20 protein-coding genes are annotated in these 23,595 nt (G+C 57.7%); 10 read left to right on the top strand and 10 right to left on the bottom strand.

Features of this window, described 5'->3' with window-relative positions:
• The first annotated feature begins 7 nt into the window (after positions 1–7).
• Positions 8–928, top strand: a complete 921-nt coding sequence (locus AC2FNR_RS02990) for an ABC transporter permease (RefSeq protein WP_170355122.1) — start codon at positions 8–10, stop codon at positions 926–928.
• A complete protein-coding gene (locus tag AC2FNR_RS02985) occupies positions 925–2,178 on the top strand; it encodes an ABC transporter permease (protein WP_496847941.1) in 1,254 nt (417 codons plus the stop codon). Before AC2FNR_RS02990 ends, AC2FNR_RS02985 begins: the two co-directional genes overlap by 4 nt.
• Positions 2,179–2,202: 24 nt before the next feature.
• Here the strand turns inward: AC2FNR_RS02985 and AC2FNR_RS02980 are convergent, their stop codons facing one another.
• From AC2FNR_RS02980 to AC2FNR_RS02935, 10 genes are all read right to left on the bottom strand, one after another.
• Entirely contained in the window at positions 2,203–4,122 is a 1,920-nt protein-coding gene (locus tag AC2FNR_RS02980; RefSeq protein ID WP_496847940.1) for a beta-galactosidase, read from the bottom strand.
• A complete protein-coding gene (locus tag AC2FNR_RS02975) occupies positions 4,119–4,979 on the bottom strand; it encodes an SMP-30/gluconolactonase/LRE family protein (RefSeq protein ID WP_496847939.1) in 861 nt (286 codons plus the stop codon). Before AC2FNR_RS02975 ends, AC2FNR_RS02980 begins: the two co-directional genes overlap by 4 nt.
• Complete coding sequence (locus AC2FNR_RS02970; RefSeq protein WP_170355118.1) at positions 4,976–5,581, bottom strand: 2-dehydro-3-deoxy-6-phosphogalactonate aldolase; 606 nt, start codon at positions 5,579–5,581, stop codon at positions 4,976–4,978. Before AC2FNR_RS02970 ends, AC2FNR_RS02975 begins: the two co-directional genes overlap by 4 nt.
• The gene (locus AC2FNR_RS02965; RefSeq protein WP_496847938.1) at positions 5,578–6,471 is read right to left on the bottom strand and encodes a 2-dehydro-3-deoxygalactonokinase; all 894 of its coding nucleotides are present in this window, start codon (positions 6,469–6,471) and stop codon (positions 5,578–5,580) included. The genes AC2FNR_RS02970 and AC2FNR_RS02965 overlap by 4 nt, the downstream gene beginning before the upstream one ends.
• Positions 6,472–6,475: 4 nt before the next feature.
• The gene (locus AC2FNR_RS02960; protein ID WP_496847937.1) at positions 6,476–7,240 is read right to left on the bottom strand and encodes an SDR family NAD(P)-dependent oxidoreductase; all 765 of its coding nucleotides are present in this window, start codon (positions 7,238–7,240) and stop codon (positions 6,476–6,478) included.
• Positions 7,240–8,949, bottom strand: coding sequence for an IlvD/Edd family dehydratase (locus tag AC2FNR_RS02955; protein WP_353392030.1), 1,710 nt, complete (start codon positions 8,947–8,949; stop codon positions 7,240–7,242). The genes AC2FNR_RS02960 and AC2FNR_RS02955 overlap by 1 nt, the downstream gene beginning before the upstream one ends.
• Positions 8,950–8,962: 13 nt before the next feature.
• Positions 8,963–10,303: an alpha-glucosidase/alpha-galactosidase gene (locus AC2FNR_RS02950; protein ID WP_496847936.1), complete on the bottom strand. Its 1,341-nt coding sequence runs from the start codon at positions 10,301–10,303 to the stop codon at positions 8,963–8,965.
• Between the two features lie 22 nt (positions 10,304–10,325).
• Positions 10,326–11,174 carry a carbohydrate ABC transporter permease gene (locus tag AC2FNR_RS02945; protein WP_170355113.1) on the bottom strand — a complete coding sequence of 283 codons (849 nt, stop codon included), beginning with the start codon at positions 11,172–11,174 and terminating at the stop codon, positions 10,326–10,328.
• 1 nt (position 11,175) lies between these two features.
• Positions 11,176–12,099: a carbohydrate ABC transporter permease gene (locus AC2FNR_RS02940; protein ID WP_353392034.1), complete on the bottom strand. Its 924-nt coding sequence runs from the start codon at positions 12,097–12,099 to the stop codon at positions 11,176–11,178.
• Between the two features lie 96 nt (positions 12,100–12,195).
• A complete protein-coding gene (locus AC2FNR_RS02935) occupies positions 12,196–13,455 on the bottom strand; it encodes an ABC transporter substrate-binding protein (RefSeq protein WP_170355111.1) in 1,260 nt (419 codons plus the stop codon).
• Positions 13,456–13,594: 139 nt separating this feature from the next.
• On the opposite strand from AC2FNR_RS02935, the gene AC2FNR_RS02930 reads away from it, so the two are divergent.
• From AC2FNR_RS02930 to AC2FNR_RS02895, 8 genes are all read left to right on the top strand, one after another.
• The gene (locus AC2FNR_RS02930; RefSeq protein WP_496847935.1) at positions 13,595–14,401 is read left to right on the top strand and encodes an IclR family transcriptional regulator; all 807 of its coding nucleotides are present in this window, start codon (positions 13,595–13,597) and stop codon (positions 14,399–14,401) included.
• Entirely contained in the window at positions 14,398–15,456 is a 1,059-nt protein-coding gene (locus AC2FNR_RS02925; protein ID WP_496847934.1) for an ABC transporter ATP-binding protein, read from the top strand. The genes AC2FNR_RS02930 and AC2FNR_RS02925 overlap by 4 nt, the downstream gene beginning before the upstream one ends.
• A gap of 153 nt (positions 15,457–15,609) precedes the next feature.
• Positions 15,610–16,569, top strand: coding sequence for a dihydrodipicolinate synthase family protein (locus AC2FNR_RS02920; protein ID WP_496847933.1), 960 nt, complete (start codon positions 15,610–15,612; stop codon positions 16,567–16,569).
• Positions 16,560–17,492: a 4-hydroxyproline epimerase gene (locus AC2FNR_RS02915; RefSeq protein ID WP_496847932.1), complete on the top strand. Its 933-nt coding sequence runs from the start codon at positions 16,560–16,562 to the stop codon at positions 17,490–17,492. The genes AC2FNR_RS02920 and AC2FNR_RS02915 overlap by 10 nt, the downstream gene beginning before the upstream one ends.
• A complete protein-coding gene (locus AC2FNR_RS02910) occupies positions 17,489–18,727 on the top strand; it encodes an NAD(P)/FAD-dependent oxidoreductase (RefSeq protein WP_496847931.1) in 1,239 nt (412 codons plus the stop codon). Before AC2FNR_RS02915 ends, AC2FNR_RS02910 begins: the two co-directional genes overlap by 4 nt.
• Before the next feature lie 9 nt (positions 18,728–18,736).
• Complete coding sequence (locus AC2FNR_RS02905; protein ID WP_496847930.1) at positions 18,737–19,762, top strand: trans-3-hydroxy-L-proline dehydratase; 1,026 nt, start codon at positions 18,737–18,739, stop codon at positions 19,760–19,762.
• Between the two features lie 111 nt (positions 19,763–19,873).
• A complete protein-coding gene (locus AC2FNR_RS02900; protein ID WP_496847929.1) occupies positions 19,874–21,004 on the top strand; it encodes a tetratricopeptide repeat protein in 1,131 nt (376 codons plus the stop codon).
• Positions 21,005–21,273: 269 nt separating this feature from the next.
• Entirely contained in the window at positions 21,274–23,487 is a 2,214-nt protein-coding gene (locus AC2FNR_RS02895; RefSeq protein WP_496847928.1) for an NADP-dependent isocitrate dehydrogenase, read from the top strand.
• The last annotated feature ends 108 nt before the right edge of the window (positions 23,488–23,595 follow it).

Here is a 23,595-nt window from a genome sequence, read left to right as displayed (position 1 = left end):
AAATCGCATGCCCCGTTTCCTGAAAGAGTTTTTCAACCGCAACGGCACCGGCATGGGTCTGGCGATCCTGGGTCTGGTGATCTTCTGGACCATCGGTCTGATTATCCTGCCACAGCTGTCGATGCTCGACTTCTCATTCCGGCCGAATCTGCCCCCGCCCGAGATCGGCGGGCCAAAGGATGTCTACACGCTGGAGAACTACAAATACCTGATCTATGGCCCCGAGGGCGGCAGTCAGGACTATAACGCAGTCGATTTGCGGGTGTTCTTCCGAACTCTGCTCGCGGCGGTCTGCGTGACGATCTTCAACCTGATCCTGTGTTACCCGATCGCATATTATCTGGGGCAGTCCAAAGGCAGCCACATCCGCATCTTTGCGATCATGCTGATCATCCCCTACTGGATTAACGAAATCCTGCGTGCCTTTGCTTTGCGGATTATCTTTGGCGAGACAGGTGTGCTGAATACCTTGTTCATGGGGCTGGGCATCTGGGATACGCCGTTTGACTTTATCCGCAACGATATCGCGCTCTATGCTGGGCTTGGCTATGCCTACATCCTGCTGATGATTTTCCCGATCTATAACGTGATCGAAAGTCTGGACCACAATCAGATCGAGGCCGCGCGGGATCTGGGTGCGCCCTGGTGGCGTATTCACTGGCGGGTAGTTATTCCTTACGCCAAGCCGGGGATCAGCTCGGGCTGTACGATGGTGTTCATGCTGTCGGCCGGTGCGCTGGCCGCGCCGCAGATTCTGGGCGGGCCGTCCTCGCTGTGGTTCACGCAGCTGATCTATCAGCAGTTCAACGATAATAATGACTGGCCGCAGGGGGCCGCCTACGCCATCGTGCTGCTGGTGACCTGTATCCTGTTCGTGCTGGCCGTGATGCGCTTGTTCAAGGTGAATATGGGGGATATCGGGAAATGAACCTGTCCTTCCTGCGTATCAGCATCTGGGTCTATCTGGCGATCTTCTTCCTGTATCTGCTGGGCCCGCTGGTGATCATGTCAGTCACAGCCTTCAACTCGTCCGCATTCCCACGGATGACCCCGTGGGAATGCCTGACCTTCCAGTGGTTCGGAGAACTGTTTCAAGATCAGCGTATCCTGAACGGCATCAAGAACTCGCTGATCATCGGGGCCGGTACGGTGGTTTTGTCGGTTGCGATGGGGCTGGCGGGGGCGCTGATGCTGACCCAAATCTGGCCCAAGCTGCGCGCGACTTATTACACTATCATCATCGCGCCGATCCTGATCCCCGGCGTTGTGCTGGGGATTTCGACACTGGTGTTCTGGGACCGGATCAACCGGATGCTCGGGCTGGGCGCGGATAGTGTGTTGTCGAACGGCATCTTCCTGACGGTGATTGGCCAGTCCACCTTTATCGCCAGTTACTGCATGCTGGTGCTGGTGGCGCGTCTGCAGCGTTATGACGTGGCCCTGACCGAGGCCGCGCTGGACCTTGGTGCGACCCATGCGCAGGCATTCCGCAAGATCCTGCTGCCCTTCATGCGACCCGCGATTGCAAGCGCCGCAGTGCTGGCATTCCTCGCGTCGTTCGAGAACTACAACACGACCACTTTCACCTTTGGCGAATACCCGACGCTGACCATCGAACTGGCGCAAAAGGTGCGGTACGGAATCACGCCTTCGATCTCGGCTTTGGCCTTCATCATCGTGGCGCTAACTGTGTTCTTTGCTCTGCTGAATGAGGCCAAGCTGAAACGGCAGGAGCTGGTGGCTGCCGCGCGCAAGAACGCCACGGTCGAGGAATTGGCGGGCAAGATCAAGTTGCCCAGCTTCTTCGCGGGTAACGTGGCGGCCCTTTTGGTGGTTGTCTTCGGCGTGGCCACGATCACCGTGGTTGGTACCGCGACAGCCTATAACCCTGCGCAATGCATCGCCAACGTCAAAGAGCTAAAGCAGCTTGAGGCTGAGCAGCGTATTCAGGAACTGCGCAAGCAACGTGAAGAACGCCGCAAACAGCGCGAAGCGGAAGAGGCCGAACAGGGTGGTGCGCAATCAACGCCGAAACCGTCAAACAATAGCGGGTTTGGCAATGTGTTTGCACCGAACACGTTGGGCGGAGGCGACGAGGAGTCGAGCTCGGAGCCGCAGCCGTCGACAAACGGTGGGTTCGGCGGGGCCTTTGATCCGAACAGTCTGAAGACAGACTAGCGACGTCAATCACGCCCGCCGGGATTATCCTTCGGCGGGCGTTTCTTTCTCAACGATCAGTACATCACAGGCATCAATCACGTGCCCGTTCCATGTGACCGGTGTCGCGTTGTAGTTGATCAGGAACACGTGGTGTTCAGTCTCGCGGCGGCGCAGGCCACCGGGAACAGGATGCAGTTTCAAACCGGTATGTTGGGCCGCCATTTGAACGACGCGATCCCATAGAGGCTCATCGGGAAACCCAGCGAGGTACCAAAGGGTATCTGTACCTGTAAGCGCGGGGGTGCCATCTGCATGAGTCAACAAGGCCGGAGCTGTTCCCGACAACCGCTCAACCCAATGCTGGGTCGCACCACCACCTGTGACGTTTCGTTGGATCGACGGTGGCAAGGTCTCAATCAGATCAACTTCGCTGTCCAATCCGGTTAATCCGGGGCGGCCTGTGCTTGGGATCTGAAAATCGTGTGTGATCGCCCCACTGCGCGGTCCAAGGATCGCCAGAGTGCTTCCCTTTTGGATGCGATGTTCAAGGTCTTTGTCGATTGTCGCCAAGCCCGGTGCCAGAATGATTTTGTATCCGTTCTCTGGGATTGTGTCGGGTGAAAGGAAATCCACCGACAGCCCCGCCCGGCGCAGGGCGCGATAGGCCGAGAACACCAGCCGGAAGTAATCAAACCCAGCGCCTTGAGGCTGTGTCGCCCATGCCCAATCCGAGGCATAGTCGAACAGAATGGCAGCGTCTGCCCTTGTTTGGGCCACCGGACCGATTTCGGCTAAGGTGTCTGCAGTTTCCCGCGCTTCAGTTAATCCGGGGGCCGGGCGATCATTCGGCGTCAAAAGCCCGGCATGCATCTGTTCTTGTGCGAACGGTGCCTGACGCCAGCGGAAGTAGCTGACCACTTCGGCCCCATGGGCGACAGCCTCAAGCGACCAAAGCTTGACCATACCCGGCAGCGGCGCCGGGTTGTATGGGGCCCAGTTCACCGGGCCGGGTTGTTGCTCCATCACCCACCAGCGACCCCGCCCCACCGCGCGGTAGAGGTCGTGGTGGAAGGCTTGCATGTCAGGATCACCCTGTTGCAAAAAGGCGGTCTTGTGCGCCTCATCCTCCTCAAGACGGTCCGACAGAAAACCGATCGGATAGCTATCCCACGTGGCGATATCCAAGTCCTCGCCCACCTTGAAATGGTCGAACTCCAGCACGCGACCCATGTAATTGTGCAACAACGGCGCGTCGGTCAGCCCGCGTAACACGTCCACTTGTGCTTTGTTGAACACCACCACCTGATCCGAGCTGAACCGGCGAAAGGCCAGAACATGGGCGGGGTTGGGTTCAGTCACAGTCAGGTTGGGCAGGTCAATCTGGTCGAACCCGTCATATTCCATCGACCAGAACACATTACCCCACGCCGTATTTAACGTGTCAATCGAGCCATATTTCGCTTCAAGCCAGCTCTGAAACGCGACAAGCGCGACCGGGCTGTAGCTGAGGGTTGTGTCATGGCAGCCGTATTCATTGTCTATCTGCCATGCTGCGATGTGAGGGTTTCGACCATAGCGTTCGCCCATGATACGGGTGATCCGCGCGCATTCCGCGATATAACCTTCATGGCTAAAGCAGTAGTGCCTGCGAGAACCAAATTTGCGTGGGCTTCCATCCGGATTCATTGCCAGCATGTCAGGATGTTTCTCAATCATCCACCGCGGAGGTGTGGCAGTCGGGGTTCCCAGAACCACTTTCAGACCGGCTGCACCGAGTGTTTCAATGGCCCGATCCAGCCAGTCGAATTGCAAATCGCCTGGAGTAGGCTCCATCCGACTCCAGGCGAATTCGCCAATGCGTACCCAGGACAGCCCGGTCTCGACCATGCGGGCGGCATCCTCAGCCCAATTTTCTTCTGGCCAGTGTTCGGGGTAATAGCAGACGCCGAGTTCGGGAGTCATAGGATCACTCTGTGTTCTGGCTGTCCTTGCCCCGCATTTGGTGCGGCAAAGGTCATACCGTTTGTGGGATGGTTTCTAAGCGTTTCGGCATCCAGCCCTTGGCGCGCGGTTGTGCAGAAAAGGGTTGTCAAATCGTCGCCTCCAAACGCCGGGCATGACGTATGCGCCGCGTCAAAGGTCACGGCTTTCAGGAACTGCCCGTCAGGAGAATACACTGCGACGCGATGCGCACCCCATTGCGCGATCCATATCTGGCCTTCGGTATCTACCACCGCGCCGTCAGGGTTCAGGTGATCATCGCGCAGGTCAAGGAAAACGGTGCTGTCGCCTTCCGGCCAGCCAGTCTGAGGGTTCAGCGACCAGCGCATAACCTGTTTGGTCATTGTGTCAGAAAAATAGGCACAGGATCGGTCCGGCGCGAAACAGATGGCGTTAGAGATCGTGACATCTGGCACCAAACGGCGGACTTCGCCGCGCCAGAACCGATAGATCGATCCAGCCCCATGTTCCGCGTTCTTGCCCATCGTTCCGATCCAGAACCCGCCCCACGGATCAGCCCGGCCATCATTCGAGCGCGTTATGGAATTCTCTGCCTCTAGTGTTGCGATCAACTCTTTTTCGCCAGTGTCCAGGCTGAACCGCCACAGGCCGGTTTCAGACGCAATAAGCAGCACGCCCCGGGTGACCCACCCTGCGGCTGAGACATGTTCATCGAATTGCCAGCTTTGGGGCACACCGTCACGTTGCGTGAGCAGCCGTTTGCCAAGAATGTCGAACCAGAACAGCTGTCGCCGACCGGGGTGCCACAGCGGCCCCTCGCCCAGCTCGCAGGGGCGTTCGTCGTAGACGGAGTTCATCCAACCGCCTTGTCATAGGCCGCAACGATCTTGCGGGCGCGCTCGGCAATCTCGGACACTGACATACCCGGTTTGAACAGGGCTGATCCTATGCCGAACCCATCTGCGCCGGCGTTGATCCACTCGCCAAAGTTTTCAGGGCCTGCGCCACCGACGGCGAAGACTTGTGTGCCTCCAGGCAAAACGGGGCGCAATGCAGCCAAACCCGCGGGGCCTGCCATTACGCCGGGAAACAGCTTAAGGCCGGTTGCCCCGGCCTTGAGAGCATTGAACGCTTCGGTAGGTGTATAGATGCCAGGCCAGCTTTGCAGGTTCAGACTGACCGATCGTTTGATGACATCGATGTCGCAGTTCGGTGAAACGATCAGCTTACCTCCGACAGCGGCCACGGCCTCCACTTGATATGTGGCCAAGACTGTACCAGCGCCAATCAGGGATTTTTCGCCGTATTTGTCGGCTAGAATCCCGATGCTATCGAGCGGGTCGGGAGAGTTCAGCGGAACTTCGATTTTGTCGATGCCAGCGTCGATCAGGGTGGCGCCTACATCTGCAGCTTCGGTAGGACGCAGCCCTCTGAGAATGGCGATGATGGGTCTGCTCATGCTGTTTGCCTCGTGCGGTTCCGGGCTTGCCGCAGACCCTCCAGAGTGGCCTGGGTATTGTTCGCAATTTCAGCAAATGCGCCCTGCTGTTTAAGCGCGTGCGCATAGATTTTAGAAAGGTTGTCGGCGCCGATGATTGCGATTTGTTGCCCCAGCCAGTAGGGGCGCGTGGCGGCCAGTTCTGCCCCGATGAGGTAACCTGACAATCGCGCGCGCGCGGCGCCCGGATCATCTGCGTTCAACAAATCCGATGCGCGCAGCCCAAACAAGCGCGCCGCCATCTGTTCGGGTTTCGACAGGGTGTCCGCCGTGGCCTCGGCAAAAGCGTCCAGATCCCAGCCGTCACTGACTGAGTGTCTGAGAACAGATTGCTCACTAAGCAGACTGAACATCTCGCCTGTCATGAAAGTTCGGAAGCTGACGACCTCGTCGGCGCTGACTTGGACCCATTTGGTATGCGTTCCGGGCAGGCATATCACACCATCCCAGTTCTTGCGCCCAGACAGGAAACCAGCGATTTGCGTTTCCTCGCCACGCATCACATCTGGCGGGGCAGCCTGTTTCAGGCCGGGCACCACAAAAGCGCGAATGCGGGGGTCTGTATTTGGTACACGAATAGGCGTTTCAGGCACCGGGGCCGTTGGCACGGCCGAGTAGGGGGCCTCAACCCAACCCTGGCGCGCACCGACCATGCCGCAGGCGACGACATCGACCGGTGCGTCCCCTAACCAGTCATCGATCAGTTCCAACAGCGCGTTTTGAAACCCATCTTTCGGAAGCTTACCCATCCCTTTGTCGGATTGAGCCTGATCCAGAACGTTGCCGCCCTGCATGGCCCAAACCCGCAAGTGAGAGGTGCCCCAATCCGCTGCAATCCATTCAATACTCATGCTGCTACCCCGTTACCACGACGCCGCCATCTACCACCATGCACTGTCCGGTCATGGCGCGGCTGGCGTTTGAGGCCAGAAACAAGGTAGGCGCAATCATGTCTTCGGGGGTCAAGTGCTCCTTGAGGCACTGCCGTTCCATGTGGGCGGCCAGATCGTCGGGCGTGGCCCACATATCCAGCTGTTTTTGCGTCAGAACCCAGCCGGGGGCTAGGGCGTTGACACGGATGTTCTGGGGCCCGAGCTCACGCGCAAGCGACCGGGTCATGCCGGTGATACCGGCATTCGCGGTGGTGTAGATGGGATAGCCCCCATTCCCCATCATGTAGCTGATGGAGCTGAAATTGATGATCGCCCCGCCCGCCGTCATCTGCTGCGCGGCCTGCTGGCAGGCAAAGAAATAAGCCTTCAGGTTGACTTCGATCATCCAGTCCCAGAATTCGGGCGTGGTTTCTTCAAGCGAGTGGCGCTTGTCATTGGCAGCGTTGTTGACCAGCACGTTCAGGGGGCCATGTGCCTGGGCGGCCTGTTGCATGGTGTCGTGCAGCAAGTCGATATCGGTCATGTCGCCTTGCAGGAATAAGGGTGCGCGGCCGTGCTTGTCGCGCATCTGCTCGACAAATTCGCTGGCGTCTGAGCGTCCGATAAAGGCTACATTGGCCCCTTGAGCCATAAACCCATCGGTCAGGGCTGCACCCACGCCGGACCCACCGCCGGTGATGTAGACCGAGGCCCCGTTCAGGTCGTGGAAGGTGGCGGGTTGGGTCATCAGTGGCTCTCTCGGGTGACAAGGCGGGTGTCTTTGCCCACCAGAAAATCAAGATCCGCGCCCTGATCGGCTTGCAGCACATGGTCGATGTAAAGCCGGGCATAGCCGCGGGTGTAATGCGGATCGTCCGGTTGCCACGCGGCGCGGCGGGCGTCCAGCTCCTTTTCATCCACCAGCAGTTCCAGTTCGCCATTGCTGGCCGATACACGGATGCGGTCACCGGTCTTGACCAACGCCAGCGTGCCGCCCGCCTGCGCCTCGGGGCTGACATGTAGGATGACGGTGCCGAAAGCGGTGCCCGACATGCGCGCGTCCGAGATGCGGATCATGTCGCGCACGCCTTCTTTGACCAACTTGGCCGGGATCGGCATGTTGCCGACCTCGGGCATGCCCGGATAGCCCTTGGGGCCGCAGCCCTTGAGCACCAGAATGGTCTCGGGCGTCACTGGCAGATCATCGCGGTCGATATTGGCCTTCAGGTCTTCGATGCTTTCAAAAACATAGGCTTCGGCTTCGGTTTCCAGCAATTCATCTGTCGCCGCCGAGGGTTTCACGATGGCTCCGTTGGGCGCGAGGTTGCCGCGCAAGACCCGAAGCCCCGCCGCAGGTTTGACCGGATCGTCAAAGGGCCGGATAACATCGGAGTTATAACACTCAGCACCGTCAAAATGGGCCGAGATATCCTTGTTCAGAACCGTTTTCGCTGGCCGCAGGAAGGGTTTGAGTTCGTTCAGCACCACCGGAACACCACCGGCATAGCAGAAATCCTCCATCAGGTATTGCCCCGAGGGCATACAGTTCACCAGCAGCGGGATCTCTGACCCGATTTCAAAATCCTTCAGCGTCAGGTCCACGCCGACGCGACCCGCCAGCGCCAGCAGGTGAACCACCGCGTTGGTCGACCCGCCCACCGCAGCATTGGTCAGGATAGCGTTCTGGAACGCCTCTTTGGTCAGGATATCCGAGGGTTTGAGGTCTTCGTCCACCATCTCGACAATCCGTTTTCCGGTCAGATGCGCCAGTGCCATACGGCGCGCATCAACGGCGGGCAGAGCGGCATTGGTGGGCAGGGACATGCCCATTGCCTCAACCAAGGACGCCATAGTGGAGGCCGTGCCCATGGTCATGCAGACACCCTTACTGCGCGACATGCCGGATTCTGCGTTCATGAAATCCTGCAGGGTCATTTCGCCCGCGCGGACCTCTTCCGAGAACTTCCACACATCCGTGCCCGAGCCGATATCTTTGCCCTTGAACTTGCCGTTCAGCATCGGGCCGGAACTGACCACAATCGATGGCAGATCGACCGAGGCCGCGCCCATCAACTGGCCCGGCGTGGTCTTGTCGCACCCGCCCAGCAGGACAACACCGTCAATGCCATAGGCGCGGATCGATTCCTCGACATCCATGGCCAACAGGTTGCGAAACAGCATGGCGGTGGGCTTCATCTGGGTCTCGCCCAGCGACATGACCGGGAATTCGACAGGGAAGCCACCTGCCTCCCACACGCCGCGTTTGACGCCTTCAGCCAGATCGCGCAGACCCGAGTTGCAGGGTGTCAGTTCCGACCATGTGTTGCAGATGCCGATGATGGGGCGGCCATCAAAAGCGTGGTCTGGAAAGCCCTGGTTTTTCATCCACGAGCGGTGGATGAACCCGTCCTTGTCCAGCTTTCCATACCAGTGTTCTGATCGGCGTTTCTTGGTCATTTGCGAAGCCCTTTCAAGCGGCTTTGGCGGGCTGGCACCAGTCCGGCAACCAGTCGGAATGCGCGGTCAGCAGATCACTGACCAGATGGCGGATCTGGCGCAGGTCCAGCTCGGCGGCGGTGTGGGGGTCCATCATCGCGGCGTGATAGATGTGTTCGGGGTTCTGGTCGAGCAGCGCGCGGACTGTCAGTTCCTGCACGTTGATCTGGCTGCGCATCAGCGCGATCAGTTGCGGCGGGATGTCGGTCACGACCGAAGGCTGCACACCGTTGCTGTCCACCAGACAGGGGGTTTCGACCGCAGCGCCCAGCGGCAATTGCGGGATTTGGCCCGTGTTGGGCAGGTTGCCGTAAGCGACATAGGGCGTGTCAGTGACAATGGCGTTCATCAGGTCGGCGGCGAATTCATGGCTGCGGGTCACGTCGATATCGCGCCCATCCGTCAGGGTCTTGGCCTGTTCCTGCCAAGCGGCGACCTGCTCCTCGCAGCGGGTGGGATATTCGTCCAGCGGGATCGAGAAATGCTCGATCAGGTCTGGGCGTCCGTCCTTAATGAACCATGGCACATATTCGGCCAGATGTTCAGAACTTTCAGTGCAGAAATACCCCAGATGATCCATCACCTCATACCGCACCTTGTTGGGGCATCGCGGCATAAGCAGCGGTGGCTTCGGAATTTGCCCACTGGCATATCCTTGCCGCAAGGCGGGGTAGAGGTCGCGCCCCTGATGCTCTAGCCGCAGGAAGAAGGCAACGTGGTTCACCCCGGCGACCTTGTAACGGATGTCGTGCTTGGGCAGATCCAGATCATGGGCCAGCTCTTCGACTGTGTTCTGGACCGAATGGCACAGGCCTACATGCTTCAGCGCCGGAAATTGCTCGGCCAAGGCCCAGGTGTTGATGGCCATCGGGTTGACATATTGCAGTAGGGTGGCGTTGGGGCACAGCTGCATCATGTCCTGTGCAATGTCCCACAGCACAGGCACCGTGCGCAGCCCGCGCATGATGCCGCCTACGCCCAAAGTATCGGCAATGGTCTGGCGCAGGCCGTATTGTTTGGGAATTTCGAAATCCGTTACCGTACAGGGTTTGTAGCCACCGACCTGAAAGGCGGTGATCACGAAATCTGCACCCTCCAGCGCCGCACGGCGTTCGGTGTGGGTGGTGACACTGGCCCCTGTGCCAACTGATCGGATCATGGCGCGAGCGACGACCTCGCTTTCGGCCAGCCGGTTGGGGTCGATGTCCATCAGGGCAAAGTGGCCGTCGGCCAGAGATGGGGTCAGCAGCGCGTCACCCACGATATTGCGCATGAAGATGGTCGAGCCCGCGCCGATAAAGGCAATCTTTACCATGTTGCAAACCTCTGATTTGATGTCATTTCACGGCCCCCAGCGTCAGGCCTGCGATGAAGTGTTTCTGCATCAGGAAGAACATGGCCACAGGCGGCAGGGCGGCGACGATCGAACCCGCGCTCATCAGTTGGTAGGCTGCGCGGAACTGGGCGTTGAAGCTGGTAATGCCCGCCGTGACCGGCTGGCTTTCGGCGCCTTGGGTCAGCACGACGGCCCAGAAATAGTCGTTCCAGATGAAGGTGAAGATTAGCACGCTGAGCGCGGCAATCGCCGGTTTCATCAGTGGCAGGACCACGTACCAGAAGATGCGGACCTCGCTGATGCCTTCAACCCGCGCGGCTTCGATCAACTCGAACGGCAGGGCGCGGATGAAGTTGCGCATGAACAGCGTGCAGAACCCGGTCTGGAACGCGATGTGGAACAGCACCAGCCCGGTTTTAGTGTTATAGAGGCCAAGTTCCAGCGTCAGGTCGCGCACAGGTACCATCAGGATCTGGAAGGGTACGAAATTGCCGGCGACGAACAGAAAGAAAATCCACAGGTTCGAGCGGAACTTGTAGATGCCCAATGCAAAACCGGTCATGCAGCTGAGCGCCACCGCGCCGATCACGGTGGGGATGGTGATCAGGAATGAATTCAGCAGGTAGCGCGGCATGTCGGAATTGAAGAACACCTGCCCATAGTTGACTGCGCCCTCAAAGCTGGAGGGCAGGCCCCAGTAGTTTGCATTGGTGAAGTCTGCCGCCGGTTTGACCGAAAACAGCGCCACCGCCAGCAAGGGCCCCAGCCACAACAGCAGGGCAATGGGCAGCATGGCCTGATAGGTGATCTGGGCCGCGCGGGGTTGTTTTTCTATGGGTTTGGGGAACATGTCAGTGCCCCCTTTCTTCGCGGTACATCGACCACAGGAAATAGGCGATGAAACACAGCATGATCAGGAACAGGATCACGGCGATGGCAGCGCCATATCCCATGCGGAAGCCGTATTCGGACAGGGCGACCTCGAACATGTAATAGGCCAGTACGCGGGACGATCCGAACGGGCCGCCTTGGGTCATGATCGAGATCAGGTCAAAACTGCGCAGCGCGCCGATGATTGTGACGACAAAGGCGATGAAGGTGGCGGGGCGCAGTTGGGGCAGGATGATGTGCCACAGCATCCGCCAGCCTTTTGCACCGTCCAGACGTCCGGCCTCGATCTGTTCGGGGTCCACGGCGTTCAGGCCGGTCAGGTAGAGGATCATGCAATATGCCGTCTGCGGCCAGAGGCCCGCGACGATGATGCCATAGGTCACGAACCGCTCATCCCCCAGCACGTTCAGCGGACCTAGGCCGAAGAAGCCCAGAAACTCGTTCAGAAGGCCGAAGGTTGGGTCGTAGAACCATGTAAAGACCAGCCCCACCACGACCTGAGAGATTACGAAGGGGAAGAAGAACAGAGACTTATACAGGCGAATGCCCGCAACTGTCTGATTCAAAAATAACGCGATGAACAGGCCCGCCGGGATCGCGGCCAGATATAGGATCAGCCAGATCAGGTTGTTCTTGAGCGAGGTATAGAACGCATCCCGGTCGACCCATTCCCAATACAGGTCTTCGTAATTGCGAAACCCCACATATTCCGCCGCGCCCAGCCCGTCCCATTCGTAAAGCGACAGGTTGAAAGACTGAAAGACCGGGATGATCACATAGACCATGAAGAACAGCAGGCCGGGGGCCAGAAACAGCCACGGTGCGATACGCTGTTGGTTTCTATGGAACCAGCTTTCTTGTTCGGGAACGTCGACAGCGGACATTTTGGATCTCGGGGTTTGGTCAATGGAGTAAGGCGGGTTGGCACCCGCCTTACGCAGGTTCTGGATCAGAGCGGGCTTTGCCCCGCTCTGCCCGGATTAGTTGTCGTAAATACGCTGGCGTGCGCGTTCCAGCTTGGCCAGGATACGGTCAGCGTTGTCTGGCTTGACCATGAATTCCTGGAACCCTTCCATCGATACTTTGGCCATTTCAGCAGGCGCATCACGATCCCAGAACTGGGCAACGCCGCCGGGGCTGTTCGATGACAGCATGTTGAAGCCCTGCTGCAGGAACTTGTCATTGTCCACCGAGGATTTGGCGTTCACCGGCAACTGACCAAGGTTCGAACCGTTGTTGATTTCGGTCTGTTCATCAGCCGAGACCACAAAGCGCAGGAATTCACGTGCGGCTTCTTTGTTCGAAGCATTGGCAGGGATGTGGAACGTGTCGGTCGGCGCGTCCTCGGCCAGTTCAACGTCCGGGTTAATGGCCACGAACTGGTAGAAGTCCAGCTGGTCGTCGGACAGGCCTGCTTCACGCAGCGGCGCCACGGCGAAGTTACCCATCAGATATGCCGCTGCTTCGCCATTGACCATGAAGGGCAGGGCTTCTTGCCAGCTATAGGTCTGGTGATTGTCGATGAACGCGCCCATGTCGATCAGCTGTTTCCAGTTGGCGAAGGTCTGTTTGACGCGGTCGTCTTCCCAGCTGATTTCGCCATTGGCGAGCTGGTTGTGAAAATCGAAGCCGTTGGTACGCATGTTCAGATAATCGAACCAGCCACCTGCGGTCCAAAGGAACTTGGTACCGATCGTGTAGCAGGCGCGGCCTGAATCGACGATCTTCTGGCAGTTCGCCAGTTCTTCTTCCCAGGTGGTCGGCTCGGACAGGCCCAACTCATCAAAGATGTCTTTGCGGTAGTAAACGCCCCACTGGTAATAGGTATAGGGCACGCCCCACTGCTTGCCGTCGATGGTCATCGCACCTTTGGTCGAGGCAAGGTTTTCCGCGATCTCAGGCTCCGCCCACAGGTCCGAGACATCTTCGAACAGGCCAGCTTCGACATAGGGTTTCATACGGTTGGCCGCATACCAAGTGGCAACATCAGGCGTGTCAGCCGTCAGGAAGTTGCGGATCTGCGTTTTGTACGCCTCACGGTCGATCACCGTGGTTTCGATTTCCAGTCCGGGGTGCTCGGCTGCGAAACGGTCGATCATCGCTTCCATCGTCGCGCGGGGCGCCGGGTTCGATGTATCGAGGAAGATTCGCAGCTCGCCGGTCAGTTCGGCATATGCCGGAACAGCAAGTGCAACGCTCATGGCCAGCGCGGCCGTTGTGCGCTTGTAGATGGAATGCATGGTTTCCTCCCTTAGCTTCCATATGGTTCCATATTGTGGAACTCAGTTTTATATGTTGAAAACTACACATCGACTCGGTTAGTCTTGTCAAGACCCTCGTGGCCTCGGCCATTGGGTAAGTGGAGGAGAATGCGCGCCCGTGGCTGGTGACGGAACGATAGGTAAAGCTTGTGATGTGCTGGATCAGGTTGCGGCTTTCGCGCGTCCGGTTCGCTTTGGCGAATTGCTTGAACACAGCGATTTCCCAAAGGCCACGCTATATCGGTTTCTCCAATCGCTGACCAATCAGGGTATGTTGTCTTATGACCCCGACAGACAGACCTATGCGCCGGGGCTGCGTCTGGTGCGTCTGGCCCACGCAGCGTGGACCCAAAGCTCGCTCGCGCCGATTGCCCGGCCATTTTTGGACGCTCTTAGCCGTGAAACCGGGGAAACTGTTCATTTGGCGCAGCTGGATTCCGGTCAGGTTCTGTACGTAGACAAAAGAAACGCGACGCAGCCGGTCGAAATGTATTCGCAAGCGGGGAAGGTGGGTCCTGCCTATTGTACGGGTGTCGGCAAGGCAATGATGGCACATTTGGAGCCTGACCAACTGGCCAAAGCTCTTTCACAGCAGAGCTTTCACCGCTTTACAGACAAGACGCTCGCTTCCGAGCAGCTATTGTGTGCTGATTTGGTTGCGATCCGAGAGCGCGGATATGCTGTGGACGATGAAGAGCATGAGCCCGGCATTATCTGCGTTGCCTGCCCGGTCTTGACAGAAGGGGGGCGCATGCTGGGGGCGATCTCGATCACTGGGTCAACCGAGCGGATGAGTTTTGCCCAACTACAAGCTTGGGTGCCTCGGGTCCGCCGTGTGGCCGATCAGATCGGAGCTGAGGCGCAATCATGGCGGTTCCCGGAAACCCGCCCAAACGGAAATAGCGACAGGATGCAAGGGACATGACAGGGGTCACTCTGAACGGTGCGATCAAGCGATATGGCGAGACGCAGGTTATTCATGGAATCGATCTGCAGATCGAAGACGGAGAGTTTTGTGTTTTCGTTGGCCCTTCAGGGTGCGGTAAGTCCACACTGCTGCGGATGATTGCTGGACTTGAGGAAACCACCGAAGGCGAAATCCACATCGGCGCAAGAGATGTGACACATCTGGACCCAGCCAAGCGTGGCGTTGCGATGGTGTTCCAGACTTACGCACTCTATCCGCACATGACTGTGGCCGAGAATATGGGGTTCGGTCTGCGCATGAACGGCGTGGCGAAAGCCGAGATAAACCAAAAAGTTCAAGAGGCTTCAGCTATTCTGAAGTTGGATCAATACCTGAAACGGAAACCAAAGGCCTTGTCCGGCGGTCAGCGTCAGCGTGTTGCCATTGGCAGGGCCATTGTACGCGGTCCCGACGTGTTCCTGTTCGACGAGCCGTTGTCGAACCTTGACGCCGAATTGCGGGTCGAAATGCGGGTTGAGATCGCGCGCCTTCACAATGAAATCGGCGCAACCATGATCTATGTGACCCACGATCAGGTCGAGGCGATGACTATGGCCGACAAGATCGTTGTTTTGCGAGACGGTCGGATCGAACAGGTTGGTGCTCCGATGGATTTGTACCGCGACCCGGACAACAGATTCGTTGCCGGGTTCATTGGTTCGCCAGCGATGAACTTTTTGGAATGTGACGTGGTTGATGGCCGTGTAACGCACCCCGCGTTCAATCATCCTGTACCGGTGACGTCTTCTGTCCCCGCAAATGCGACGAAAGTGACGTTGGGGATACGGCCTGAGCACCTTCTGGTCGATCGTACAGGTGATACCTGCACCGTGGACCTGACCGAAGCGCTTGGCGGTGTCAGCTATTCTTATCTGTTGACCGCAAATGGCGACAAGCTGATCATCGAAGAGCGTGACGATGAACGCAGCAAGCAAGGCGCACGAATCGGAATCTCGTTCTCGGCCGAGCGGGCGATGTTGTTTGACAACCAAACAGGCGAACGGCTGCGATAGTCTTTGTAGATTTTGGGCTAGAAGGGCGTCGTGCATTGAGTTCGACGCCTTTTTAGCTATTTGAGTGTGGATTTTGTATCCAATATCCGATAACGCAAAGAAAAGCAGCGCATGCGCTGCGTTCTCAAACTTGTGTTTTCGAAGGATTGTCCGATGGCCACCAACGTTTTTACCGGCACTATGCCCGCGCTCATGACCCCATGCACAGCGGATCGCCAGCCGGATTTTGTCGCTTTGGTTCGCAAAGGACGTCAGATGATCGACGCAGGCATGTCGGCGGTTGTCTATTGCGGCTCGATGGGGGATTGGCCGCTGTTGACTGATGCCCAACGCATGGAAGGGGTAGAGCGTCTGGTCGCTGCCGGTCTGCCCGTCGTTGTCGGCACCGGGGCAATCAACACCAAGTCCGCTGTTGCCCATGCCGCCCACGCACAAAAAGTCGGAGCTGTGGGGCTGATGGTGATCCCACGTGTTCTGTCCCGTGGTAGCTCTCCGACTGCGCAGAAGAACCACTTTAAGGCGATTCTGAATGCCGCACCCGACGTGCCCGCGATTATTTACAATAGTCCCTATTATGGGTTCGCAACGCGCGCTGACTTGTTCTTTGCTTTGCGCATGGAACATCCCAACCTGATCGGTTTCAAAGAGTTCGGGGGCAAGGATGACCTTCGATATGCGGCTGAGAACATCACCAGCCAAGACGATCAAGTCACGCTGATGGTAGGGGTTGATACCGAGGTTTACCACGGTTTTGTCAATTGCGGTGCCACCGGCTCGATCACCGGGATTGGGACTGCATTGCCGCGCGAAGCGCTATTGCTGGCCGCGTTGTCTAAAAAGGCAGCCAAAGGCCACGCGGAAGCCCGCCAACGCGCACAAGAGTTGACCGAAGCCATTCATGTATTGTCCAGCTTTGACGAAGGGCCGGATCTGGTGCTCTACTACAAACACCTACTGGTTCTGAACGGGGAAGAGGAATATCGTCTGCACTTCAACGAAACAGATGAACTGACAGATGCACAACGCAACTATTGCGAACAGCAATACGCGCTGTTCGGTGCATGGTTCGCAAACTGGTCGAAACAGGGTGGAGTGATCGCTGAATGCATGTGATCGACAGCCATACCGGCGGGGAGCCCACGCGGGTCATCCTTGACGGCGCGCCGGATCTGGGGACTGGTCCATTGGCTGACCGTGCACGGAGGTTGGAGTCCGATCACAGAGAGTTCTACCGCTCCGTCCTTCTTGAACCACGTGGACAACCGGCAATGGTCGGTGCTTTGTTGGTTGAACCGGTCGACCCGACCTGCGTGACTGGTGTGATCTATTTCGACGTGGATGCGGTGTTGGGCATGTGTGGCCACGGCACAATCGGGCTGGCGGTTACACTGGCTCATCTGGGTCGCATTGATGTCGGAGAGCACCGAATTGAAACTCCTGCCGGTGTAGTGGCGGTTACTCTGCATGACGAAAACACTGTGACAGTCAGAAATATCGAAAGCCGACGGGTCCATAGTGACGTGACAATAAGCGTACCGGGCCACGGTGAAATCGTGGGCGACGTTGCCTACGGGGGCAATTGGTTCTTTATCGTTGATCCCAGCCCGATCCCCGTAACGTCTGACAGAATTCGCGCGTTGACCGATCTGACTGTTGCCATCCGCAAGGCGTCGATCGCTCAGGGCATCGGGGGCGAAAAGGGCGAGCTGATTGATCATGTCATCCTTCAGGACACGCCAATCGAGCCGGACCTTCACAGCCGCAACTTTGTGCTGTGCCCGGACGACAATTACGACCGTTCGCCTTGCGGGACGGGATGCTCGGCCCTGTTGGCTTGTATGGCGGCAGATGGTGCTTTGGTCCCAGGCGAGGAAATCGTTCAACAAAGCATTATTGGTAGCACGTATCGCCTGTCGTATCAGCCTGGCAAAGAAGGTGGAGTTATCCCTTCGATTACCGGGCAGGCTCATATAATGGCTCAGGCCAATTTGATTTTTGCCGCAGCTGATCCGTTCCGCAACGGCATTCAGTTATGAGTCAGCAAGTTGTTGTCATTGGGGCCGGAGCCATCGGCATCACAACCGCGCTGGAGTTACAGCGCCGGGGACACTCGGTGCTGGTGCTGGACAAAGACGGAGTCGCCGCGCAAACCTCGGCCGGAAATGCCGGGGCTTTTGCCTTCCCCGAGGTCGAACCGCTGGCGACTCCAGGCATCATGCGCAAAGCGCCGAAATGGTTGCTGGACCCGCTGGGCCCGTTGTCGATACCTCCAGCCTATGCGTTCAAGATTGCACCTTGGATGTATCGCTTTTGGCGGGCTAGCCAGCCGTCGCGCTATACGGATTTGTTGGGCGCGCAGTCGAACCTTATGAAGATTTCCAGCGCCGCTCTGGAGCGACTGATCCCTTCTGTCAATGGCGAAGAGATGATGCAGCGCGATGGGCAACTGCAATTGTATGAGTCCCAGACCGAATATCGCGCCAGCCTGCCAACCTGGGATCTTAGACGCGCGCACGGAATCGAATTTGAACTGCTTGAGACACCCGAGGCGATCGCCGAGAAACAGCCGGGACTTAGTCGACGGTTCACCCATGCTGGTTTCACCCCAAACTGGCTTAACGTGATCGACCCAAAGCAGTGGGTCGACCGTTTGGCCAAATCGTTTCGTGAAAGGCAGGGGCGGATCGAAACGCGCAATATTCGCGCGTTGACTCCGTTAGAACATGGTGTGCGGATAACCGTTGACGACGGGACACTGGACGCAACAAAAGTTGTTGTGGCTGCGGGTGCCTGGTCGCATCATCTGGCGCAAACACTGGGCGACCATATCCCGCTAGAAACCGAGCGCGGCTACAACACAACCTTGCCACCCGGCGCTTTCGATCTGCGGATGCATCTGACCTTTTCAAGACATGGGTTTGTCGCCAGCCGCATCAACGGCGGCGTGCGCATTGGTGGTGCGGTCGAATTGGGTGGGCTGACTTTGCCTCCTAATTTCAAGCGCGCCGACACGCTGCTGAACAAAGCGACTCAATTTCTGCCGGGGTTGAACACGGCGGGGGGAACGCAATGGATGGGCTTCAGGCCGTCCCTGCCGGATAGTATCCCGGTCATTGGGGCGGCTGCGCACGCACCTGATGTCATCTACGCCTTTGGGCATGGGCATCTGGGGCTAACTCAATCGGCGGGTACGGCTGAACTTGTAGCAGGGCTGGTCGACGGCGATGAACTGCCCATCCCGATGACGCCTTACGCGGCTACTCGATTTTAGAGAGGTCAAATGCGCAGCGTCAAAACACTCCACGTCATATCGGCCCATGCAGAGGGTGAAGTGGGTGACGTCATCGTAGGGGGTGTGTTGCCCCCGCCCGGAGATACCCTGTGGGAACAGCGCTCGTTCGTTGCGCAGGATCAGACTTTGCGCAATTTTGTTCTCAATGAACCCCGCGGTGGTGTCTTTCGCCACATGAACCTTTTGGTGCCGCCCAAACATCCCGACGCGGATGCCGCATTCATTATCATGGAACCCGAAGATACGCCGCCCATGTCCGGTTCGAACGCGATCTGCGTTGCCACCGTTTTGCTGGACAGCGGTATGATCCCGATGCAAGAGCCGGAAACGCATCTGACGCTGGAAGCGCCAGGAGGTCTGGTCCGGGTTCGTGCTGAATGTCGCGATGGCAAAGCCGAACGTATTCATGTTCGGAACCTCCCCAGTTTCGCGGACAAAATTGCCGCTACACTGGATGTGCCCGGTGTGGGGGAGCTGGTCGTTGACACAGCATATGGCGGCGACAGCTTTGTCGTGGTCGACGCGGCGACATTGGGTTTTGATATCGTAGCGCACGAGGCTCGGGATCTCGCGCGCATTGGGGTAGCGATTACCAATGCTGCGAATGAACAGCTGGGTTTTACCCACCCTCAGAACCCGGATTGGACCCATATCTCATTCTGTGCGTTTTGCGGCCCGGTTCAAGCGACTCCGACTGGCTTGACCGGAAAATCTGCCGTGGCGATTCAACCGGGCAAGATCGACCGCTCGCCAACGGGAACGGCTGTCTCGGCTCGAATGGCCTTGATGGCCGCCAAGGGAGAACTGGCTGTTGGTCAAACATTCGAGGCCGTTTCGATCATTGGTTCGCGTTTCACAGGCTGCGTTACCGGGCATGCGGATCTGGAAGGCAGACCTGCTATTATCCCCGAGATCAGTGGCCGAGGTTGGATCACCGGCACCCATCAGCACATGCTGGATCCCGATGACCCATGGCAAGGCGGGTATCGGTTAAGCGACACTTGGGGCGTTTAGACGACACTGTGCCTTGCAGGCATCACGTACGATCTGTTGCACGGCTCAAACCTTTTTAGCGGCAGGCCTCATTACTACCTTAAGGAGAGTTGTCTCTGCTAAGGGATACTCATGAAAATTCGAATTGCCGCCCTGTTTTTTGTCGCAACCGCGCTGCTGTTATCAGCAAACGCGCCGTCTCGATCCTCGGTCAATTATTCCGAGCTCTCGTTGACTTGTTTCGGCGGCAAGGCAAAGCACACCGAGGCAGTGTCTGCGTGTACGACACTGTTGAATGGGAACGGAGCCAACGAGGCCAATCTTAATGCGCTTTTTAGATTCAGAGGGTGGGCGTATCACCGCGACCGGCAATTTGACATGGCGGTTGCGGATTACACTCGTGCTTTGGCCGTGTATCCCAATGACGCAAATTCACTCTTAAGACGCGCGTTCGCCTATAACGCCCTTGGTGACACTCAGGCGGCAGCAGCGGATTATGACAGCGCGTTGCAGATAGATCCTGACAGTTTGTTTGCCCTGTACCGCAAATCCAGTTTTGACAGACGGAACGGGCGCCCGCACGCTGCAAGGCGCGGGTTGCAAGCGGCCCTGAAGATCGACTCGGGCTATGGCAAGGCGGGTTATGAGTTGCTGGATCTAAGCTATGAATTGAACGGCTTTGACGGGGTTGAGGCGTTCCTAAAACAGGCCAAGGATCGCTGGCCGGACGAAGATTGGGTGTATTTCTCTCAACTGCTTTACGACCTGAAATACACCGGGAACCACGACAGTGCGCTTGAGGCAGCACATAACCTTGCGCGGCTAGAGCCGGGCAAAGCTTCAGATTTGTACTGGCCGGCTTTGGTTCATCTCAAGATCGGTGATGAGAACAAGGGGATCGAATATATTAAGAAGATTGCCGTCCTTCAGAAGGGTGACGTCGAAAAAGATAAGGGCATCTTTTTCACGCGATGGTATGACGCAGCGATTGATTGGTATATGTGGCGCGGCGAAAGAGAGTTGCTATCGAGCGGTCGGCATTTTGCTTTGGCAGGCAGGCCTGACTTGGCGAAATCAGAATTGGAATCGGCGCTGCAAAGGTTCGGATATGCCGGGCGAAAGTGGGTTTTGAACTGTTTGTTTGCCCCGGCTGGCGTTTCCGTTCCATGGGCGGCTTATGCCGGGTCCGAAGATCATTTGGATCAGTTGGTCCAGGACTACGTCCAGCGAGTTGCCTGGGACATGAGCTTCTTCCAACTTTAGAAACCGGTATCGGAATCGACTGACCAATAGTTGCGTTTTTTCCATCGGTTTGTGTTTTTGTCGTGTTGGATGCGGAACAATCGACCTACCCGTGTCAATTTGCGCCCCAGATAGGGAATTGATCCCAAGGCGATCCTGATTTAAGGGAGGCCCTGTCAAATCAGAGTCACCGTTGGGGCGGTAATCTTGTCGCGCCCCGCTTTGGCCACACAGAAGTGGCCAGCTCTTGGAACGCACGCCCCGAAAGGCTTTAAAAAAGGTAAAAGAATATGGCAGATAAATCAGACTTCGACATATTGTATACCATTGTAGACGAAGCGCCCGAACTGGCCAGCGCCTCGTTCCTGCCCATCATTCGCAAATTCGCATCCGCCGCGGGCGTGAGCGTTGGAACCAAGGATATTTCTCTGGCCGGGCGCATTTTGGCGACCTTCCCTGAGAACCTGACAGACGCGCAACGCATCACCGACGATCTGGCCGCTTTGGGTGAGCTGGTGAAGACGCCAGAGGCCAATGTGATCAAGCTGCCCAACATCTCGGCCTCGGTCCCGCAATTGGTAGCCGCCGTCGAAGAGCTGCAATCGCAGGGTTACGACATTCCGAACTATCCCGAAGAACCCTCGAGTGACGCAGAAAAGGCCATTCGTGCGCGCTATGACGCCATCAAAGGTTCGGCCGTGAACCCGGTTCTGCGTGAAGGTAACAGCGACCGTCGCGCCGCAAAGGCCGTGAAGAACTACGCCCAGAAGAACCCGCATTCGATGGGTGAATGGGTGTCGGACAGCAAAACCAAAGTGTCGTCCATGTCCGGCAATGATTTCTACGCAAACGAGAAATCGGCCACCATCACCGCCGCACAGGCAGGCGATGCCAAGATCGAATTCGTGGGCAAAGACGGCACCACCACCGTTCTGAAAGACGGCTGGCCGCTGGCCGAGGGCACCGTGGCCGACGCGACATTCATGTCCGTCAAAGCTCTGTCCGCGTTTCTTGCTGAGGCCATTGAGGACACGAAAAAAGACGGCACAATGTTCTCGCTGCATATGAAGGCCACGATGATGAAGGTCTCGGACCCGATTATCTTCGGCTATGCGGTTAAGGCGTGGCTGGCTCCGGTGTTTGACAAATTTGGTGCTGAGCTGGATGCGCTGGGTGTGAACCCGAACTCGGGCCTTGGTGATCTGCTGGAGCGGGTCAAAGACAATGCCGAGATTGTAGCCGCCATCGACGCGATTAAGGCCGACCGTCCGTCCATGTATATGGTCGACAGCGACAAGGGCATCACCAACCTGCACGTACCGTCGGACGTGATCATCGACGCCTCAATGCCCGCCGTGATCCGCGCGGGCGGTAAAGGCTGGGATGAGGCCGGTGCCAAAGGTGACACCAACTGCGTGATCCCCGACCGTTGTTATGCACCCGTCTATGACGAGACGATCAACTTTTTCAAAGCCAATGGCGCACTGAACCCGGCCACTGCCGGTGCGGTCGCCAATGTGGGCCTGATGGCGCAGAAGGCTGAGGAATACGGCAGCCACCCGACCACGTTCCAGGCACCTGCCGACGGCACTATCCGAATCGTTCTGGCCAATGGCGAGACGCTGCATTCGCACGACGTCGAGCAGGGCGATATCTGGCGGTCCTGCACCGTCAAGAAAGCCCCGATCGAGAACTGGATCCAGCTGGCCATGGACCGTCAGCGCCTGACCGGGTCCGAAGCGATCTTCTGGCTGGACGCCAATCGCGCCCATGATGCTGAACTAATCAAATACGTCACACCGGCGCTTGAGGCGGCAGGCGTGGCTGACAAGTTCATGATCCTGGCCCCGCGTGAAGCGACCCGTCAATCTCTGGAGACGATCACCACAGGCAACGACTCGATTGCGATCACCGGAAATGTGCTGCGCGACTATCTGACCGACCTGTTCCCCATTCTGGAACTGGGCACCTCGGCCAAGATGCTGTCCATCGTCAAACTGATGAATGGCGGCGGCCTGTTTGAAACCGGTGCGGGCGGTTCGGCCCCAAAACATGTGCAGCAGCTGGTCGAGGAAAGCCACCTGCGCTGGGACTCGATGGGTGAATTCTGCGCGCTGGGTGAATCGCTGAACTTCCTGGCCGACAGCAAAGGCAACGCCAAGGCAGGCGTTCTGGGTGCTGCGGCCGAGGCCGCAACGCAAGGTATTCTGGATCACAATCGCTCGCCCAGCCGCAAAGTTGGCCAGCCCGACAACCGCGACAGCCACTACTGGTTCGCCCGTTACTGGGCTGAGGCTTTGGCCGCGCAATCGGACGATGCCGAACTGGCCGCCGAATTTGCACCATTGGCGACGGCACTTGCAGACGGAGAAGAGACGATTCTGGCGGAACTGGCATCCGCGCAAGGCAGCGCTGCTGATCTGGGTGGTTACTATCACACCGATCCGGCTAAGACCGCAAAGGTTATGCGCCCGAGCGCAACTTTGAACGGTTTGATCGATTAACATCGGTTGGCCCGCGTTATGGCGTGAGGCGCAAAGAAACTAGAAAAGTAAAAGGGGCCGACCCCCAAAGTCGGCGCCTTTTAGAGTGAGTGGAGAGTTCGAAACCTC

The sequence above is a fragment of the Ruegeria sp. SATB045 genome, assembly GCF_059613525.1.
Note: the sequence above shows the minus strand (reverse complement) of the source record. Positions and strands in the feature narration are given on the sequence as shown.

Bases quoted from the DNA above. Each gene is read 5' to 3' on its own strand.
- AC2FNR_RS02990 (WP_170355122.1), top strand. From the start codon at position 8: ATGCCCCGTTTCCTGAAAGAGTTTTTCAACCGCAACGGCACCGGCATG.
- AC2FNR_RS02985 (WP_496847941.1), top strand. From the start codon at position 925: ATGAACCTGTCCTTCCTGCGTATCAGCATCTGGGTCTATCTGGCGATC.
- AC2FNR_RS02980 (WP_496847940.1), bottom strand. From the start codon at position 4,122: ATGACTCCCGAACTCGGCGTCTGCTATTACCCCGAACACTGGCCAGAA.
- AC2FNR_RS02975 (WP_496847939.1), bottom strand. From the start codon at position 4,979: ATGAACTCCGTCTACGACGAACGCCCCTGCGAGCTGGGCGAGGGGCCG.
- AC2FNR_RS02970 (WP_170355118.1), bottom strand. From the start codon at position 5,581: ATGAGCAGACCCATCATCGCCATTCTCAGAGGGCTGCGTCCTACCGAA.
- AC2FNR_RS02965 (WP_496847938.1), bottom strand. From the start codon at position 6,471: ATGAGTATTGAATGGATTGCAGCGGATTGGGGCACCTCTCACTTGCGG.
- AC2FNR_RS02960 (WP_496847937.1), bottom strand. From the start codon at position 7,240: ATGACCCAACCCGCCACCTTCCACGACCTGAACGGGGCCTCGGTCTAC.
- AC2FNR_RS02955 (WP_353392030.1), bottom strand. From the start codon at position 8,949: ATGACCAAGAAACGCCGATCAGAACACTGGTATGGAAAGCTGGACAAG.
- AC2FNR_RS02950 (WP_496847936.1), bottom strand. From the start codon at position 10,303: ATGGTAAAGATTGCCTTTATCGGCGCGGGCTCGACCATCTTCATGCGC.
- AC2FNR_RS02945 (WP_170355113.1), bottom strand. From the start codon at position 11,174: ATGTTCCCCAAACCCATAGAAAAACAACCCCGCGCGGCCCAGATCACC.
- AC2FNR_RS02940 (WP_353392034.1), bottom strand. From the start codon at position 12,099: ATGTCCGCTGTCGACGTTCCCGAACAAGAAAGCTGGTTCCATAGAAAC.
- AC2FNR_RS02935 (WP_170355111.1), bottom strand. From the start codon at position 13,455: ATGCATTCCATCTACAAGCGCACAACGGCCGCGCTGGCCATGAGCGTT.
- AC2FNR_RS02925 (WP_496847934.1), top strand. From the start codon at position 14,398: ATGACAGGGGTCACTCTGAACGGTGCGATCAAGCGATATGGCGAGACG.
- AC2FNR_RS02920 (WP_496847933.1), top strand. From the start codon at position 15,610: ATGGCCACCAACGTTTTTACCGGCACTATGCCCGCGCTCATGACCCCA.
- AC2FNR_RS02915 (WP_496847932.1), top strand. From the start codon at position 16,560: ATGCATGTGATCGACAGCCATACCGGCGGGGAGCCCACGCGGGTCATC.
- AC2FNR_RS02910 (WP_496847931.1), top strand. From the start codon at position 17,489: ATGAGTCAGCAAGTTGTTGTCATTGGGGCCGGAGCCATCGGCATCACA.
- AC2FNR_RS02905 (WP_496847930.1), top strand. From the start codon at position 18,737: ATGCGCAGCGTCAAAACACTCCACGTCATATCGGCCCATGCAGAGGGT.
- AC2FNR_RS02900 (WP_496847929.1), top strand. From the start codon at position 19,874: ATGAAAATTCGAATTGCCGCCCTGTTTTTTGTCGCAACCGCGCTGCTG.
- AC2FNR_RS02895 (WP_496847928.1), top strand. From the start codon at position 21,274: ATGGCAGATAAATCAGACTTCGACATATTGTATACCATTGTAGACGAA.